This window comes from Citrobacter sp. KH_055_1, from assembly GCF_057838705.1.
Genome location: NZ_CM174473.1, coordinates 2,458,520 through 2,474,192, shown reverse-complemented (window position 1 = coordinate 2,474,192; position 15,673 = coordinate 2,458,520). Strand labels below are relative to the sequence as shown.

Here is a 15,673-nt window from a genome sequence, read left to right as displayed (position 1 = left end):
CGCATTATATCTATTACGCATAATGTTATGCACATTGTTTGCGAGACGCATGAGGTGAATCTGACTAGAATACCGCGCAAATTTATGGTCACAGGCTGGATTCAGGGATAACGAGTTAATACTTAAGCAAATTTTACCGAATGAATAACGTTTTATTCACTTTTATTACAAATTAAACCCTGAGCCCTCTGTAAAAGTCGCACACTTATTATGATCGAAAGAACTGCATGGCTTTGCCTGATTGTACACCTGTCGATCATTACGACGCCGGTACTGGCAACAATAACAAGCGAACCTCAATCGTCGCAATGGCAAAGCGAATTACTTGCACGACCTTCTGTCGTATATGTGCTTCAGGCCGAAGAAACGACGGATTCCGTTGCCGAACGCTTAGGTCTGACGACCACCCAACTGCGCTATTTCAACCAATTCAGAACATTTAACAAACCGTTTGAACAATTAGATCAGGGTGATGAGCTTGATATTCCGGCCTCAGCCTCCGGTGGGAATAAGGCGGCAGGCGCGAGTGACAAGCTACACCAGGAACAGGAAAACGACGCCGGGGTTAAACGCCTTGCCAGCGGTGCTTCGGGCCTGGCGAATATTCTGGAAAACGGCGATGCGGCACAAGCGGCCAGCGGTCTGGTCCGTTCGGAAATTAACAGTAAAGCGAATGAAACAGTCACTGGCTGGTTAGGGCAGTTTGGCACGGTACGGGCGCAGTTGAATGTCGGCGAACAGTTTTCCCTTGATGATAGCAGCGTAGATTGGCTGGTGCCGGTATATGAAACACAGACGAATGTCTTATTCACCCAACTGGGTTATCAGAATCAGGACGACCGTAATACGCTGAACGTTGGCGTGGGCGTACGTCATTTCAGCCATGACTGGATGCTGGGATTTAATACCTTTTATGACGCCGATTTGAGTGGCGATCATCGTCGCCTTGGCGTTGGGGCTGAACTGTGGCGCGACTATTTTCAACTTGCTACCAACGGGTATTTCAGACTGTCTGACTGGAAGGCCTCGAAAGACGTGGAAAATTATGACGAACGCCCGGCGAACGGTTTTGATGTCAGAGTGCAAGGTTGGTTGCCTGACTATCCGCACCTTGGCGGCAAGTTTATCTATGAGCAGTATTTTGGCGATGAGGTCAGGCTGTCTGGCGAAGACGAACGTGAGAAAAATGCCTGGGCCTTCACGACCGGTATCACCTGGACGCCGTTCCCACTGATGACGCTGGGTATTGAGCAGAGTATGGAAAAGGGTGATGAGCGAGACACCAGCGTGCAAATGGAGCTGGCGTGGCGACCGGGTGAAACCCTGGAATCTCAACTTTCGCCTGATGAAGTGGCCTCTCTGCGCGAGCTGGAAGGTAGCCGCTACAGCCTGGTTGATCGTAATAATGTCATCACTCTGGAATATCAGGCACAGGATCTTGTGCAGTTGACGCTTTCTGAAGAGGCGATTCAGGACGCTGAATATACGGTGCATACGATTTCGACCGATGTCACGAGTGAATACCCGCTGGCGCAGGTCACCTGGGATAACGCGGCGTTTCTGGCGGCTGGCGGAGAGTTTCGCGAGCTGAGCGTGAATATGTTTTCACTGACATTGCCTCCTTACCAACGCTCTCCATCCTCAGACGGGACGGCAAACCAGTATCGCGTCGTTGCGATGGCAGAGGATACCGAAGGGAATACCAGTAATGCCCAGACCTTGCTGATTGAGGTTCTACCCGTAAATCTGGCGTTTGGCGATGCGTTACAGGTCACCGGTAACGGTGCGCCCGCTGATGGTAAAACGCCGGTTACTGTGACCGCAACCCTGGTCGATGATGACGGCAAACCGGTTAGCGGAAAAAATATCACCATGGGAATGACATTCGCCGACGGCAGTATCACCGCTGAGGATGTGATGAGCGATGCGGCAGGGCGGGCGATGTACAGCGTGGTCTCTCACGTTGCGGGTCAGGCAACGGCGACGGCCAGGGTGCATGAACTGAGCCAGAGCGCGAAAGTATTGTATAGCCAGGCGAATTCGGGTGTCGATGAAATGTACTCGGCGTTGCTGGTGAACCCGGCGGTGATTCGGGCCGATGGCGAAGATGTTGCTGAAATGACCTACAAAGCCAATAACAGCGAGGGCGAGCCGGTAACGGGCCTCGAGAACGTGTCGTTTCAGGTGTCCGGTGTGCCCAATACCACCTCCACAGTAGTGCGTGAAGTCGCGCCGGGTATTTATCGTGCAAAGTTGAGCGGTATTCATGCCGGGAAAGGCGTGGTGCAGGTTATGCAGGGAAATGTCGTGGCGAAGACCTTGCGCCGTCCGGTTACCCTCATCTCCACCGGTAACCCTGTCGACCCGCAGCAATCTTCTTTAAATGCGACGCCGGGAAGAATATCCGCCAATGGTAACGCGGAATCGACTCTGGTTCTGCAGTTAACCGACAGCAGCGGGAACCCACTGAAAGAAAAAAACGTCCGATTTACCAGTAGCCTCGCCGGAACGACGATCGGCAACGTCACTAACCGGGAGGATGGTACGTATACCGCCACATTGACGGGTACCGCAACCGGAAACGCAAAAATAAGGACGCATGTTAACGGGTTTCTGACCACTATCGCGCCGACGGTGGTCAAGCTGGTACGTGATGACAATTCGGTCAGTCTTGAGGCTGTGGTGGTGCTTGACGATCATGCGCTGGCGGATGGTGTAGATGAGAATGTCATCAAAGTCACCACCTTTAACGCGGATGGGACGCCTGCTGCGGGTGAAACCGTACGACTGTACGCGAACAATCATGCGGATATTCCCCCAGCAGCCACCACCGATGCTAACGGTGAGGTCTCGGTGTCGTTGACCAGTCGGGTCGCGGGTGAGGTCACGGTGATTGTCGAACTTAACGGCAGCACAGAGGAAGTTGAAACGAGTTTTGCCGTTGATGATGACAGCCTGGATCCAGCGAAATCTCAACTGAATGTCGTCCCTGAACGTATTGAAGCGAATGGCAATGCTGAATCATTTATTCACTTTTTATTAAGGGATCAGCAGGGCAACCCGGTTACCGGGCAAAAAGTGACCTTCACCAGTCCTCTGGAGGGCACGACTATCAGTCAGGCTAAGGATAACCATAACGGCCTGTATAAAGCGTCGTTATCTGGCGTAACAGCGGGCGTGGCCGAGATTTCTGTCAACGTGAATGACCATCACTTTGCGGTTACTCCAGTGAGCGTTACGCTCACGCCAAAAGTGGGTGAGGCCGGGCAGGGCGTCACGCAGGTGGTGGCAGACAATGCGCCGGCCAATGGCAGATCGGCGAATCAGGTGAAGGTCACCATACACCATGCGGATGGGCGTCCGGCCAGCGCGCAGGCGGTGCGATTCGTGGCGACTAACGGGGCGGCAGTACCCACCTCGGTGATGACTAATAGCGAAGGCGAAGCATTTGCCATGGTGACCAATCGCATCGCCGGAAAATCCGTGGTGTCGGTGATGTTAAACGGACATGTCCAGCAGGTTGAACTCACCTTTCTGTCTGATGAAGGCAGCGCCACCATTTTCCCTGGCGACCTGCGCATCATAGCGGACAACGCATTAGCTAACGGCACTGCTGAAAATAAAGTCAGCGCGACCGTCAGGGATGCGTTTGGTAATCCTGTGGCGGGGCAGCAGGTGAAATTTAAGGCCAGCCACGGCGTACGTGCTTCTGCACAGGGTGTGACTGATGCGAACGGCGTGATAACAGCGACCCTGACGAGCACGGCTGCGGGACGCAGCGAGGTTGTGGCGCTAATTAATCGTCGCGGCGAGCACGTGTCGGTTAATTTTGCCCCCTTTGCATCATCGGTGAAAGTGCTACGCAATGGGCAAGCGCTGACCACCCATCCGCAGGTGGGCGACCGTTTATCCGCTGTCGTCATGTGCGGTGAAATTGTCTGCGAAGAGCAGCCAGAACATTTTCAGTGGCAGGGGGAAACCGCTGCAGGCAGTAACCAATTCACCGCGATTCCACAGGCGACGGGCCGTATCTATGTTGTGTCTGGCGAATGGCAAAAACGTGCTTTGCGCGTGGAAACACAAGAATCACCCTGAAACCCGTAATTTCCCGGCTGACGCCTTAATCCCTTTTTATTATTGAGTACGCAAATGAAACGCAAAAACTTTACCTTAACCGCCAGTAGCGCGATGTTAATCCTGTCATTTCCCGCCCTGGCCGTCTTGTCCGATCCAACCGATACCGTAAAAGGACGCGTGCCGGTTATCACCCAGAGCACGATTGTTTCTGCTGATACCAACAGCAACGGCGTCTTCGACATTGGCGATGTGATTTCCATCAGCCAGCAGGGCGCGTTCAGCGACCCGGACGGGGATGCAGAATCGCAAAGAACCTTTCAGTGGCAGGCGGATGGGGCAGATATTTCGGGCGCCACCAGTGATACCTACACCGTGACGGCGAGTGATTTAGGCAAAAAGATCACCGTGTTGGTTACGCCGCATACTGATCCAACGATAACCGATCCGGATACCGGTATCGCAGTTGCGTCAAATGAGCTGTCAGCGGCTTCTGCATCGACGCCGATCGCCGTACAGATTGATGGCGCAGTGAATGGCTTCCCGCAGGTTGATACTGAACTTAGCGCCGTCGTACAACTGGCTGACGGCAGCGCCGGTGATGCTGGCACCTATCAGTGGAAGATTGAGACCGCGATTGGTTCTGGCGTATACCAAAATATTCCAGGTGCGAACGGTAAGACTTACAAACCGGTAGCCGGGGATCAGAAACGTAAGATTCAGATCGAGGTGAATTAATGTCACCCATTGAGCAGCAGCGTAGTGTTCAAGCGCTGCTGCGTATAATCGCCGTTCATTCGGATTGCCAGAGCTATGAAGCTGAATAGTGTCGCGCTCACTCTGCGCAGCGCCGCGGGTGTGCTGGTTGTTTTTGTCGCCACGGAAGCCCTGGCGGTGACAGCACAGACCGAGACGGTAAAAGGACGCCCGCCTGTGGCCGGTCAACTGCAGGTGATTAACACCTCTGCGCCGGGATTAAATCCGGCTCAGGGAGATACGCTGGAGATTGCGTATCAATTTCACGATCCTGATGGTTTGCAGGAAAGTCCATCAGAGACCCTGTTTCGCTGGTTGGCCGACGAGCAGGTAATCTCAGGGGCGAATGAGCGTCTTTATACGCCCGGCCCCGCGCAGAATAAACGCTACCTGACGGTTAAGGTGTTGCCGGTTGAGATTGAACCTTCCGATCCCGACCGACCGGATGCGCCTTTTGTCAGCCCAAACGCGAACGCGCCGGTGCTACCCGCGCGAGCAGACTTGTCGGCCGCGTTTCATTATGCTTCGCCAGCGCTGCGCTGGGGGGATGCGTATATGCACTGTGCGAACAACGGCATGCGTTTACCAGATGAGGGCGATCTGCAGGATATGTTTGTGACCTACACTCGGGCAAATCGTGTGGGGCAAGATTCTAAAGGCGATTTACGGCATACCTATGGCATTGCTGGACGTAACGCTATCTGGACGACACGCGCGCTCAATGATACGCACCATGCGGTGATTAATGCTTTTACCGATGGGCGTAGTAGCGCGGCGGCAAACGCCAGCAGACAGACAGTGGTGTGCGCGCAAACCGGTATACCTGACATGCTCCCGGCGATCGTCAATTTAGCGATACCGGCGCCCCGCGAAGGGGAAGATGTCACACTTTCCTATCTTTATCAGGGGAATGAGACGATTCCCGACCGGTCGCGTTTTCAGTGGTTTCGTGCGGATAACGCCGCAGGAACGGCCAGAAAAACGGCAATTCCAGGCGCGGTTGAAAAAAGTTATACCCCCGTTGCAGAGGATGTAAATCGCTATCTGGTGGTGGAAGCCACGCCAGCAAGCTATGACACGGTAATGGGGACAATGGTCAGTACGGTCAGCGATCAAGTGGCACCAGGCGGCAGCAACGTCCTCCCTGGGAACACGACTATTCACGTCAATGGCGCCACGTTTGATACCGACAGCGGTTTTCCTCGCAGCGGATTGGTTGGTGCCAGCTTCCAGTTGCGCATGAATGGCAATGCTGCCAGCAACCGGGAGTATTCCTGGCATGACGATCGTTCGTGGTTAAGCGTGGATGATAAGGGTGTGGTGACGTTTAACCGTCGGCCTGAAGGCGCAGAGAAAACTGCCACCATTACCATACGGTCGAAAAATGATGGTGGATCTTATGCTTATACCTTCACGGTCACGAAGTGGTTAATCACTGACGGCAATCCAACAGGATTTAATAATGACTGGTGTGGTAAACAAGACGATGGCTATCGTCGGCCGACTGCAGAGGAATCGACCCGCAACGGCGAGCGAGCGGCTTCAACCGGACGCTGGTGGAGCGAGTGGGGGCCGTTGTACAACTTTGGTGGCAACTGGGTCAACGCACCTTACTGGATAGATGAACTGGGCAGTAAAAATACGTTGAATATGAGTAACGGGATAGTGACGAATAGCAGGAAAAGCAGTCACGTGGTCTGTATAGCGGATGTGAATTAAGGCGTTTTTCTGAACGAATGGTTGCCTGTAAGACGGTGAGGAAAGCAGGCAGCCACAGCCAATTGTTGAAGGCCGAATAGCAATTACGTAAGAGTGTTTTTTTGAAACAATGAAAGTGTAGATAAGGACGAGAGAGTAAGCACCAAATCAACGGAAATTGATTTGGTGCGTCCGAGTGGACTCGAACCACCGACCCCCACCATGTCAAGGTGGTGCTCTAACCAACTGAGCTACGGACGCAAGATGGTGCGTTCAATTGGACTCGAACCAACGACCCCCACCATGTCAAGGTGGTGCTCTAACCAACTGAGCTATGAACGCAACGTTGTAGGTGACAACGGGGACGAATATTAGCGGCACAGACCGAATGAGGCAAGAGGGAAATTGTGTTTTTCTGCATGTTTTCACGCGATTGCAGAGTAATTAAGCAAGTTGATTATATTTTGTTGATTTTGCAGCGTGTTTTTTATTCACCCGATCCTTTGGGTGCACAAGTCAGGCGTGCGGGGGAGAATCAGAACCACTCCTGTAAGTCCCGAATGTCGCGATCATCCGGGGCTTTTTGCTGTTATGGCGAGTCGTTACAGCCGGTATTTTTATGTCTGGCCCAGTCGACCATGCCCTGAAAGTCAACAATGACCACCGACTCATCCCCGACGACCCAGGCATCGTGCCCTGGAGGGATGCGTGACAGATCGCCGGGGCGGCAATCAAATTCACTGCCATCGTCCATTTTTACCCGCAGCACCCCGGCTACGTGGTATTGAAAATGCGGGGCTTCACAACTCTTTGTTCCCGCTATCGACTGGATCGATGTCGCCCATCGCCAGCCGGGCTCCAGCACCGCACGTCCGACGATGGCTCCGCCGATATTGAGAAGTTCCAGTCGTCCATTCGCAAACTCGCGAACCTCATCTGGTATATCGAATGATTTCACATCTGCTTTGTCCATTGCGCACCTCCTTAGCTTGATTACGCACATGGCCGCTCTTCAATTATATCAGCCTGGTTGTTTTTTGTTCGGTTTCACCATGGGGAATTCTGCAACAGGACCTACCCGTAGACCGGGTTTAAGCCGTGCCCGGATTAGCGTAAAATGTCCGCTTTCTGCCGCAACGCTACTGGCTAACTCAACCAAGTGAATTTTTGATGAAAAATAATCCGACGCTCTCCCTGATGTGTTTTCAGATGCTGGAATCTGGCGCGAGTCGCCGTACGGTGAAAAGGGCTCTGACATCCCGCCGTGTCAAGGGACGTCAGGCTGTGGTGCTGCTCTGCAAGCAAGAGATGGCGCTGCTGAGAAGCGGGAAATTGCGCGTGTCAGAAAACGGGTAATCCCAGCCCACACTTCACTTCCCTTACTGTTTTCTGCGTGACGTCGTGCGCCCGCTCGCTCCCTTTTTGCAATAGCGCCATCAACATGCCCTTATCCTGGATGTAGGTCGCACGGCGTTCTCGCATGGGGGCAATGAGTTCTTGTAAACACACCTCCAGCTCATTTTTACAGGTTTTATCCCCCAGCCCGCCTTGTTGATAGTTCGCTTTCATCTCCGCAACTTTTGCTTTGTTCGGGTGAAATGCGTCCAGATATGTGAACACTATATTGCCGTCTATCTGCCCCGGGTCGGTCACTTTTAAATGGTGAGGGTCGGTGTACATGGCGCTGACCGCGCGATGAATGGCCTCTTCGCTGGCAGAAAGGAGCAACGTATTGCCAAGTGATTTCGACATTTTGGCGTTGCCGTCGATACCCGGGAGGCGACTGGTTTCGCTGAGCATTGCCTTACAATGCTGTAAAACGGGAGTCGGTAACAGGCTATTCATCTTATGTACAATTTCGTTAGTCTGCTCGAGCATCGGTAATTGATCGTCGCCGACGGGAACAACGTTGGCTTTGAAGGCCGTAATATCTGCCGCCTGGCTGATCGGGTAAACCAGGAAACCAACCGGCAAAGAGCGGGCGAACCCTTTTTGCATAATTTCATTTTTTACCGTTGGGTTACGCTCTACGCGCGCCACGGTAACAATGTTCATATAAAGCGCAGTCAGTTCAGCAAGTGCCGGTAGAGCAGACTGCAAGCAAATTGTCGTGAGTGAAGGATCAATCCCTGCGGCAAGATAATCGGCGAGCACTTCGGGGATGTTATTGCGGATCTTTTGCGGATTGCTGCCGTTATCGGTAAGCCCCTGAAGATCCGCGACCAGCACAAACTGTTGATAGTCACGTTGCAGGGCAACACGCTGGCGTAGCGAGCCAACAAAGTGGCCGAGATGTAATGGGCCGGTTGGGCGATCGCCAGTAAGAATAATGGTTTTGTTGTTCATGCCAGACTCCTTAGTCATCAAACCGAAAGGGGTCTTTCAAATGCAAATAACCGCCTTTCGGCGGTTATTTAAAATGGGGAAAACACATTCTGGCCGCCTTTAAGAAGGCTGCCACCACAGGTTGTTATTAACGCTGTTTACATCGTGTTTTGTATTCATTTAATGAACATATCATGGTGTGATGAAGAGGTAAAGCCATGCACGCTGCGAGCTGATTGGCGTGACAACCGTTGTTATCGCGCGTTCTCACGCAACTGTACTTTACCTGTCAGATACGTTGTGGCTTGACCACCAATATGGACACGATCGCCCACTAACTTGCAGCGTAAATCCCCGCCGCGCTCGGACACCTGGCGTGCCAGCATCTGTGTTTTGTTCAGTTTCTCAGCCCAGTATGGAATGAGCATGCTATGTGCCGAACCTGTGACAGGGTCTTCCGCAACGGCCTCGCCTGGGCAGAAGAAACGACTGACAAAATCGTATTCCCCATCGCCTGGCGCCGTAATGCAGACCATTTTTCCCAGCGGAAGCATGGCGTGAATATCCGGGCGTACTGCTGCAATCTGCTGCTGATTCTCCATAACGACCATGTAATCACGTGCCACGCGGACTTCTTTGTATTCCGTGATACCCAGCGTTTCCAATAGTAAAGGCGGCGGTATAACCGATTCGGTATTCCAGGCGGGGAAATCAAGCGTCAGCCATTCGCCACTGCGGGTCACGGTCAGCGGGCTAATAAATCGGGTTTCGAAGTGAATTGTGGTGTCCGGGTAGTCAAGATGTTCAAAGATGACGTGTGCAGCAGCCAGTGTGGCATGCCCGCATAAATTGATTTCACCCTGAGTGGTAAACCAACGTAGCTCAAAGCCGCTATCGGTGGTGACAAAGAAGGCGGTTTCTGACTGGTTATGTTGCTGAGACATTTTTAATAATATCTCATCGGGCAACCATTCTGTAAGAGGACACACTGCGGCGGCATTGCCACCAAAAGTGGTGTTGGTAAAGGCATCTATCATGTAAAAATCAATGTGCTTCATCGTATAGTCCTCTTGTTGTTCTCCGGTCATCTCACGCTCTACCATGCCATGACAACGTGCAATTTCGTATTGGTTTATGCTCTTGCAGGCAATAACATATCGCGATATGCCCGCGTTTAGCTCGCTTGCAGCATACCGAAGCTCACGATTCGCGATCGGCCCAACTCTTTGGCGCGATACAGGGCCACGTCAGCGGCGCGCAGCAGGTTGTCGCTTTGGGCGTGCTGTGGGTAGCTGGCAACGCCAATAGACACGTCGATATGGCTGATGTCCGACGTCCCAAAGCGCAGCGTAAGCGCATGCACGCCGTTGTAGATGTCCGTCGCCATGCGGTTAGCCTCTTCTTCACCCATGCCGCTGAGCAGGACCAGAAACTCTTCACCACCGTAGCGGAACGCCATCCCACTGTCGCGTATGGCGCGCTGAATAATCGCGGCAACGCCCTTGATAACGCCATCGCCCGCCTCGTGGCCGAACCGATCGTTGACATCTTTGAAGTGATCAATATCAATCATCAGGCAACTGATGGGTGTCTGATTATGTATCGCCTGGCCCATCTGGGTGCGCAAAGTGTCTTCCAGATGATGGCGATTGCGCAGACCGGTCAGCGGGTCGTAGAGTGCTTTTTCCAGTAACGCATCGCGCAGACGCTGATTGGCTAATGCCAGACCGAGCGCTTCTGCCATCAGTTCCAGATACGCGCGGGAAGGCGCGGTATCATTGCTGAGATTCTGAAATGAGAGCAGGCCGATAGCCTCACCTTGAGCAATCAACGGCACACACAGCGTGTGATCCTGACATGACTCTGGCAGATGGTAGCAGGCGATGTCCGGCTCGCCGTGGACCGGGGGATGACTCTGCCCGCGACGCACGGCCCAGCATTCGTCCGGGTGGAAGGCATCTGCTTTTCCCTGCGGAGAAAGCCACTCAGCGACGCAGCGCATCTGCCACGGTTCCCGGTCAAGAATGTAGAGGCGTCCGGCGACACCGGGAGCAATATTCGGCGCGAACAGTTGTGCAACATTGATAACGTCAGCGAAGTTCTCACAGCCCTGTAAGCGCTGAGTCATCCGTGCCAGCAGTTCGCGTATCGCCCAGTCGGCGTCACGCTCTTTCTCCAGCCGCTGCCGTACCAGGCCGTTCTCGCGAAAAATGCGGATGGCCTGTGCCATATCGCCGATTTCATCTATCTGGTTAAAGTTAGGTGTTTCAACCGCGTAATCCTGCGAGGCCAGTCGATGAACGACGTCGCTCAGTCGCACGACGGGGCGTAGCACCCGACGTTTTAAAATAAAGCCGAGGACAAACAAAAACAGCAGTGCCGTCAGTCCGACCATCACTTCAGACAGCGTGCGCAGTGTACGGGACGTCTGCGTGGCGTCCTCAATGGCGTTGCGGGCGCGGCTGTCGAGCATCTGGCGGAAATGGTCTATTTTATCCTGCGTCCGTTCGAGCTCCTGCTCATAGGATTTACCGAAGAGCAGGGCGATAGCCTGCGCCTGCTCTCCGCGCGCGACGCTTTCGATCGCCGTCTGTTGTTCGTTCTGTAGCGTATCAACAATTTGCAATCCCTCGTGCAGGAGCGCCAATTCTTCCCCTGATGCTCCGGTATCCTTCAGTTTCGTCAATCGGTGCTCAACGGCTTTTAGCGAGGTCTCTTTCTGTTGGTAGGCTTGCAACGCATCAGGATCTTTACTGACCACATACAGGCGCGCCAGATCGGACAGTGACCAGGCGTCAATTTCAACTTCTTCGGTCAGCTGATCGAATATATACCGCTGTTCTACCGCCTGTCGTTCGGTGTTATCGGCGTTTGACGCCATTAGCATGACCACGCCGGAGGCGAGGGTCAGGCATACCGTCGCACTGTAGGCCCAGTTGGTGATTGTGGCTATTCGCACCTGTTTATTCCTTTTGCGACGAGTAATGAATGTGCATGATTGAAATTATAGAAAACGTATGATTTTGCGTGACAATAAAAAGGCGACCCCGTGGTCGCCCTTTGTTATCGTCATACCGTTATAAATCTGGAGGATTTTTTCCTTCTTCCATAAAGTCTTTATCGATCTCCTCCACGTTGCCCTCGTGATCGCGCCCGGATAACAGATTCCAGCAGGCAAGGAACAGTGCCGCGATCAACGGGCCAATGACAAACCCGTTAATACCGTAAATCTCCATCCCGCCGAGGGTGGAGATCAAAATTAGATAATCGGGCATCTTGGTGTCTTTGCCCACCAGCAATGGGCGCAAAATATTGTCTACCAGCCCGACGATAATGACGAAGAATCCGACGATAAACAGTCCTTGCCACAACTGCTGTGTGGCAAAGAGGAAAATTGCCGCGGGTACCCAGACAATGGCTGAACCCACTGCAGGCACCAGTGAGAGAAACGCCATCAATGCGCCCCACAGAACGCTGCCGTCGATGTCCACAATGGCAAAAGCAATGCCACCGAGTGTGCCCTGAACCACCGCGACCACCGCTGTGCCTTTTACCGTGGCACGGGTGACACCGACAAATTTGGCAAACAGGTGCTGTTTAGCGAAATCGGTCAGCGGTAAAGAATCCAGAATCTGACGCACCAGGTACGGCCCGTCCTTGAGCAGGAAAAACAGCAGATACAGCATGATGCCAAAGCTGATGGCAAAGCCGAATGTCCCTTTGCCAATCAGGAATGCACTGCCGGCGAGGTACTGCCCGCCCTGTAATGCAACATCGGAGAGCTTTTGCTGAATTTGTGCCACGTTATCCAGATGGTGGTCCGCAAGGAATCCTCTGGCCCAGTCAGGGAGATACGACAGGATCGCGGTGACGACTTCCGGGAACTGCGTGTCGTTCTGTTGCAGCTTGCTGTACACCACGTTCAGTTCGATAGCCAGTGATGACAGGATCACCATCAGGGGAATAAAGACAATCAGGCAGATAATGCCAATGGTGATAAGCGACGCCAGCCCGTTGCGATCGCCCAGGGCGCTGCGCAGTTTGTTTTTCACCGGATTAAAAATAGTGGTTAATATCGCGGCCCACAGAATGGCGGAAAAGTAAGGGGACAGCACATCAAAGAACGCCCACGTCACGAGGGCGAGAATGAAAATGAAAAAACCTTTGGTCAGTCCGTTAAAACGCATTAGTGGATCCTGTAAATAAGAAGCAGTCCCGACTATAGAACTGTTCAGCGGATTTACCAACCTGCAACTGTCGGCGTGCCAGGGCACGCTGAGCGAAATGGACGTGAGTCTACCGGGGTTTATTCATGTCCGGTGTTTACTCGTTTACCAATATCTTTGAGCTGAGAATACTTTTCCAGCAACTGCGGAGCATCATCCAGGCTCATGGCAAACATCCACATATAGGTCATCACAGAGTAAATGTGACCCGCATCAGCCCCGCCGCCGAGCGTCATGATGAGGATCGTCATGCCAAATAACAGAGCGACCACAATGCCAATGGACAAGTAACCCAGCGCTTCACGGTCGGATAAACAAATACGCAGCCTGGACAACAGGCGGTAATGTTTGCCGAGCGGGGAGGCGGCGGCACTATTGACCATGGCTATCTCTTTTTCGAGTCGATTATTTAATCGCAGGAAAAGCGCTTCGTTTTTGCGTGTATAGCTGCTCAGGAACAGTGAAAAAAAACCAAGAATGACAAGACAGGCCACACCCGTCCACAACTCTATAACCAGCAGCATGATGGCAGCCCCCAGAATAGAGGCGATTGAGGTGATAAACGCAGGCAGATGCTTTTCAAAAAAATCGACGAACTCGCGGGAAAGCGCGACCCGTGCTGCAATGGTCGAGGTATTTTGATTGTCCCGACGTTGAGCGAGAATGACGGGAACAGCCAACTCAGCATAGATCCGGGTAAATGTACGGGTATCAACACTCCGACGAGCCGCCCCTATGGCCCACATAATAAAGACCACAACGGCATAAAAAACCGCGTGTAAGGCGTTACCCGCAATAATTGCATTGATGGCAAAGCCGGCCATTAGCGGATACAGCAGATACGTCAGGTTCTCGGCAACTACGAGAAGAAATGTGACCAGGAGTTTTTTACGGTGGCGGCGGGCCAGAGACTTAAGCGTGCCAACTGCACTGTATAAGGATGTGGATCTATCGTGACTCTTCAGGCTTATCATTATCTGTGATTCTGCTAAAATTAATAATTGAGCGGTTGCTCAATTATTGCAGGTCGAGTGTATTTGAGCGGTTGCTCAAAGTCAATACGGGGTGAATTGATGAAAAAAAAGACAGAAGAGTTGAGAGTACGAATTCTGGATGGCGCGGTGGCGCTGTTTATCGAAAAAGGGATAGAGAAGGTGACAACCCGGGAGTTGACGGAACATCTCGGCCTTTCTCGCAGCCATATCTATCACTACTTTAAGGACTGGCAGTCACTGTGCCTTGCCGCGCTGGAAAGATTTATGCAACAAGAGCTGGACGATTTAGCCGAATCGTTAGCCGGGCGCGAACCTCACGAAAAGTTAAGCGTATTGATCAAATACTACCTTCCTGAAGGTCCGGATGCCGTCTGGCAGCTTTATGACTCTTTATGGCGTCTGGCGAGCCATGACGCCGCTTACGCAGAGCTTGCAGAGCGCAATATGAATTGCTGGATGGAAATGATCGCCGACATTATTCGTGAAGGTGTGGGGTTGAAAGCGTTCCGGGCGCTGGATGCCGAACGTGTTACACGCCAGTTCGTTGCCATGCTTAACGGGTACTCAGAGAACCTGATTATTCATCCTTCACCTGAAAAATGTCAGTTGGCCAGCGACGATCTCCACGACTTTATCAGGCAGATGTTGTAAAGCTGTATAGTTCGCGCGTAGCCAATGTTCAGAAAGGCGAAAAAGGATAGAGCTGATACACCGCTACCATCACGGAGATGCTCAATAATACGCTGATGATAAAGTAGGTTTTGAATGGCTGTTTTTGTGTTTTGTGGCGAAAGAGTTGCTGACCTGCTATCGCGCCGGGCCATCCGCCGACAACGCCAAACATCAGTAATGTGAACTCTGGCACTCTGCGCCAGGCTTTTCGCGCCGCCATTTTGTCCATGCCGTAAATCACCAGCGTCAGTACGTTGGCGAGCAGTAACCATATAATAAAGGGATGTGATGTAAACAGGCTGCCGATCGCAGCGAGGATCAGCAGCAAATAACAACCGCGATTGAGATTCATAGTATTCGCCACAGCCATTTCCAGAGAGTATCGACCCTGCATTGTACGCAATACCCACGGTGAGCTGAAGCCCTGTCGGAAGCCGTAACCATAACCTGTTACTCATAAACCTTACTGGAATAATGTTCTATTCTAAAATTTGTCTTTTTAATACTAGACTTGTGCGCAAGGACGCTCACAAATAAAAATACGCGATGCCAATTGACTTACATCAATCTTTAGTCCTATTTTTACTACTCCTTTAGAGATAAATACACATCCTTCTTTAAGGGGTTGTTACAGATATGGACAGAGATGATAGAGGGTTATTGCTAAGAGGAGAGGCTTGACGAGTGGGGAAATTGAAAAGTTAATGGCTGGGCAGGTGTGAATGTCTACATTAATATATTATAAACCGATTTTTATTATATATCGTAATGTATTGTCAGTGCTTATAATTAAAGTGAGCATAGTGTAATGCAGATTCACTTTTATGTATTCAACACCACCATATTTTCCTTTCAATATCACTGTGTCTTCTCATCGTTCTTCTGATTTCCCACTTATTATGATAACTTTCATATGAAGTAAATGCG

At 52.0% G+C, this 15,673-nt stretch carries 12 protein-coding genes and 2 tRNA genes; 5 read left to right on the top strand and 9 right to left on the bottom strand.

Annotated elements, in window-relative coordinates; translation table 11 throughout:
- Positions 1-210 precede the first annotated feature (210 nt).
- From AC3ITF_RS11540 to AC3ITF_RS11530, 3 genes are all read left to right on the top strand, one after another.
- The gene (locus AC3ITF_RS11540) at positions 211-4,095 is read left to right on the top strand and encodes an inverse autotransporter beta domain-containing protein (protein ID WP_489175670.1); all 3,885 of its coding nucleotides are present in this window, start codon (positions 211-213) and stop codon (positions 4,093-4,095) included.
- 54 nt (positions 4,096-4,149) lie between these two features.
- Entirely contained in the window at positions 4,150-4,812 is a 663-nt protein-coding gene (locus tag AC3ITF_RS11535; RefSeq protein WP_223240221.1) for a ZirU family protein, read from the top strand.
- A 75-nt stretch (positions 4,813-4,887) separates the two neighbouring features.
- Positions 4,888-6,549 (top strand): hypothetical protein, encoded by a 1,662-nt coding sequence (locus AC3ITF_RS11530; protein WP_489175669.1) that lies wholly within the window; start codon positions 4,888-4,890, stop codon positions 6,547-6,549.
- Positions 6,550-6,712: 163 nt separating this feature from the next.
- On the opposite strand, the gene AC3ITF_RS11525 is transcribed toward AC3ITF_RS11530, so the two are convergent.
- The 3 genes from AC3ITF_RS11525 to AC3ITF_RS11515 all read right to left on the bottom strand — a co-directional run bounded on the left by AC3ITF_RS11525 (position 6,713) and on the right by AC3ITF_RS11515 (position 7,501).
- A tRNA-Val gene (locus AC3ITF_RS11525) sits at positions 6,713-6,789 on the bottom strand.
- A 4-nt stretch (positions 6,790-6,793) separates the two neighbouring features.
- Positions 6,794-6,870: transfer RNA gene (locus AC3ITF_RS11520), tRNA-Val, on the bottom strand.
- Between the two features lie 247 nt (positions 6,871-7,117).
- Positions 7,118-7,501 carry a cupin domain-containing protein gene (locus AC3ITF_RS11515; protein ID WP_115258590.1) on the bottom strand — a complete coding sequence of 128 codons (384 nt, stop codon included), beginning with the start codon at positions 7,499-7,501 and terminating at the stop codon, positions 7,118-7,120.
- A 197-nt stretch (positions 7,502-7,698) separates the two neighbouring features.
- Between AC3ITF_RS11515 and AC3ITF_RS11510 the strand changes: the two genes are divergently transcribed.
- On the top strand, positions 7,699-7,884 hold the full coding sequence (locus tag AC3ITF_RS11510) for a hypothetical protein (protein WP_115258589.1): 186 nt from the start codon (positions 7,699-7,701) through the stop codon (positions 7,882-7,884).
- Here AC3ITF_RS11510 and trpS read toward each other — a convergent pair.
- From trpS to AC3ITF_RS11485, 5 genes are all read right to left on the bottom strand, one after another.
- Entirely contained in the window at positions 7,870-8,874 is a 1,005-nt protein-coding gene (trpS, locus tag AC3ITF_RS11505; RefSeq protein ID WP_135912102.1) for a tryptophan--tRNA ligase, read from the bottom strand. The genes AC3ITF_RS11510 and trpS overlap by 15 nt on opposite strands.
- A gap of 233 nt (positions 8,875-9,107) precedes the next feature.
- Positions 9,108-9,911 (bottom strand): PhzF family phenazine biosynthesis protein, encoded by an 804-nt coding sequence (locus AC3ITF_RS11500; protein WP_489175668.1) that lies wholly within the window; start codon positions 9,909-9,911, stop codon positions 9,108-9,110.
- Positions 9,912-10,027: 116 nt separating this feature from the next.
- Entirely contained in the window at positions 10,028-11,812 is a 1,785-nt protein-coding gene (locus AC3ITF_RS11495) for a diguanylate cyclase (RefSeq protein ID WP_489175667.1), read from the bottom strand.
- Between the two features lie 118 nt (positions 11,813-11,930).
- Positions 11,931-13,040, bottom strand: a complete 1,110-nt coding sequence (locus tag AC3ITF_RS11490; protein ID WP_117343050.1) for an AI-2E family transporter — start codon at positions 13,038-13,040, stop codon at positions 11,931-11,933.
- Positions 13,041-13,159: 119 nt separating this feature from the next.
- Positions 13,160-14,053 carry an ABC transporter six-transmembrane domain-containing protein gene (locus AC3ITF_RS11485; RefSeq protein ID WP_210424340.1) on the bottom strand — a complete coding sequence of 298 codons (894 nt, stop codon included), beginning with the start codon at positions 14,051-14,053 and terminating at the stop codon, positions 13,160-13,162.
- A 99-nt stretch (positions 14,054-14,152) separates the two neighbouring features.
- On the opposite strand from AC3ITF_RS11485, the gene AC3ITF_RS11480 reads away from it, so the two are divergent.
- Positions 14,153-14,725, top strand: a complete 573-nt coding sequence (locus AC3ITF_RS11480) for a TetR/AcrR family transcriptional regulator (RefSeq protein WP_115258586.1) — start codon at positions 14,153-14,155, stop codon at positions 14,723-14,725.
- 28 nt (positions 14,726-14,753) lie between these two features.
- Here AC3ITF_RS11480 and AC3ITF_RS11475 read toward each other — a convergent pair whose 3' ends face one another.
- On the bottom strand, positions 14,754-15,098 hold the full coding sequence (locus AC3ITF_RS11475) for a DUF1294 domain-containing protein (protein WP_117343122.1): 345 nt from the start codon (positions 15,096-15,098) through the stop codon (positions 14,754-14,756).
- Positions 15,099-15,673: the final 575 nt, after the last annotated feature.

Bases quoted from the DNA above. Each gene is read 5' to 3' on its own strand.
- AC3ITF_RS11540 (WP_489175670.1), top strand. From the start codon at position 211: ATGATCGAAAGAACTGCATGGCTTTGCCTGATTGTACACCTGTCGATC.
- AC3ITF_RS11535 (WP_223240221.1), top strand. From the start codon at position 4,150: ATGAAACGCAAAAACTTTACCTTAACCGCCAGTAGCGCGATGTTAATC.
- AC3ITF_RS11530 (WP_489175669.1), top strand. From the start codon at position 4,888: ATGAAGCTGAATAGTGTCGCGCTCACTCTGCGCAGCGCCGCGGGTGTG.
- AC3ITF_RS11515 (WP_115258590.1), bottom strand. From the start codon at position 7,501: ATGGACAAAGCAGATGTGAAATCATTCGATATACCAGATGAGGTTCGC.
- AC3ITF_RS11510 (WP_115258589.1), top strand. From the start codon at position 7,699: ATGAAAAATAATCCGACGCTCTCCCTGATGTGTTTTCAGATGCTGGAA.
- trpS (WP_135912102.1), bottom strand. From the start codon at position 8,874: ATGAACAACAAAACCATTATTCTTACTGGCGATCGCCCAACCGGCCCA.
- AC3ITF_RS11500 (WP_489175668.1), bottom strand. From the start codon at position 9,911: ATGAAGCACATTGATTTTTACATGATAGATGCCTTTACCAACACCACT.
- AC3ITF_RS11490 (WP_117343050.1), bottom strand. From the start codon at position 13,040: ATGCGTTTTAACGGACTGACCAAAGGTTTTTTCATTTTCATTCTCGCC.
- AC3ITF_RS11485 (WP_210424340.1), bottom strand. From the start codon at position 14,053: ATGATAAGCCTGAAGAGTCACGATAGATCCACATCCTTATACAGTGCA.
- AC3ITF_RS11480 (WP_115258586.1), top strand. From the start codon at position 14,153: ATGAAAAAAAAGACAGAAGAGTTGAGAGTACGAATTCTGGATGGCGCG.
- AC3ITF_RS11475 (WP_117343122.1), bottom strand. From the start codon at position 15,098: ATGAATCTCAATCGCGGTTGTTATTTGCTGCTGATCCTCGCTGCGATC.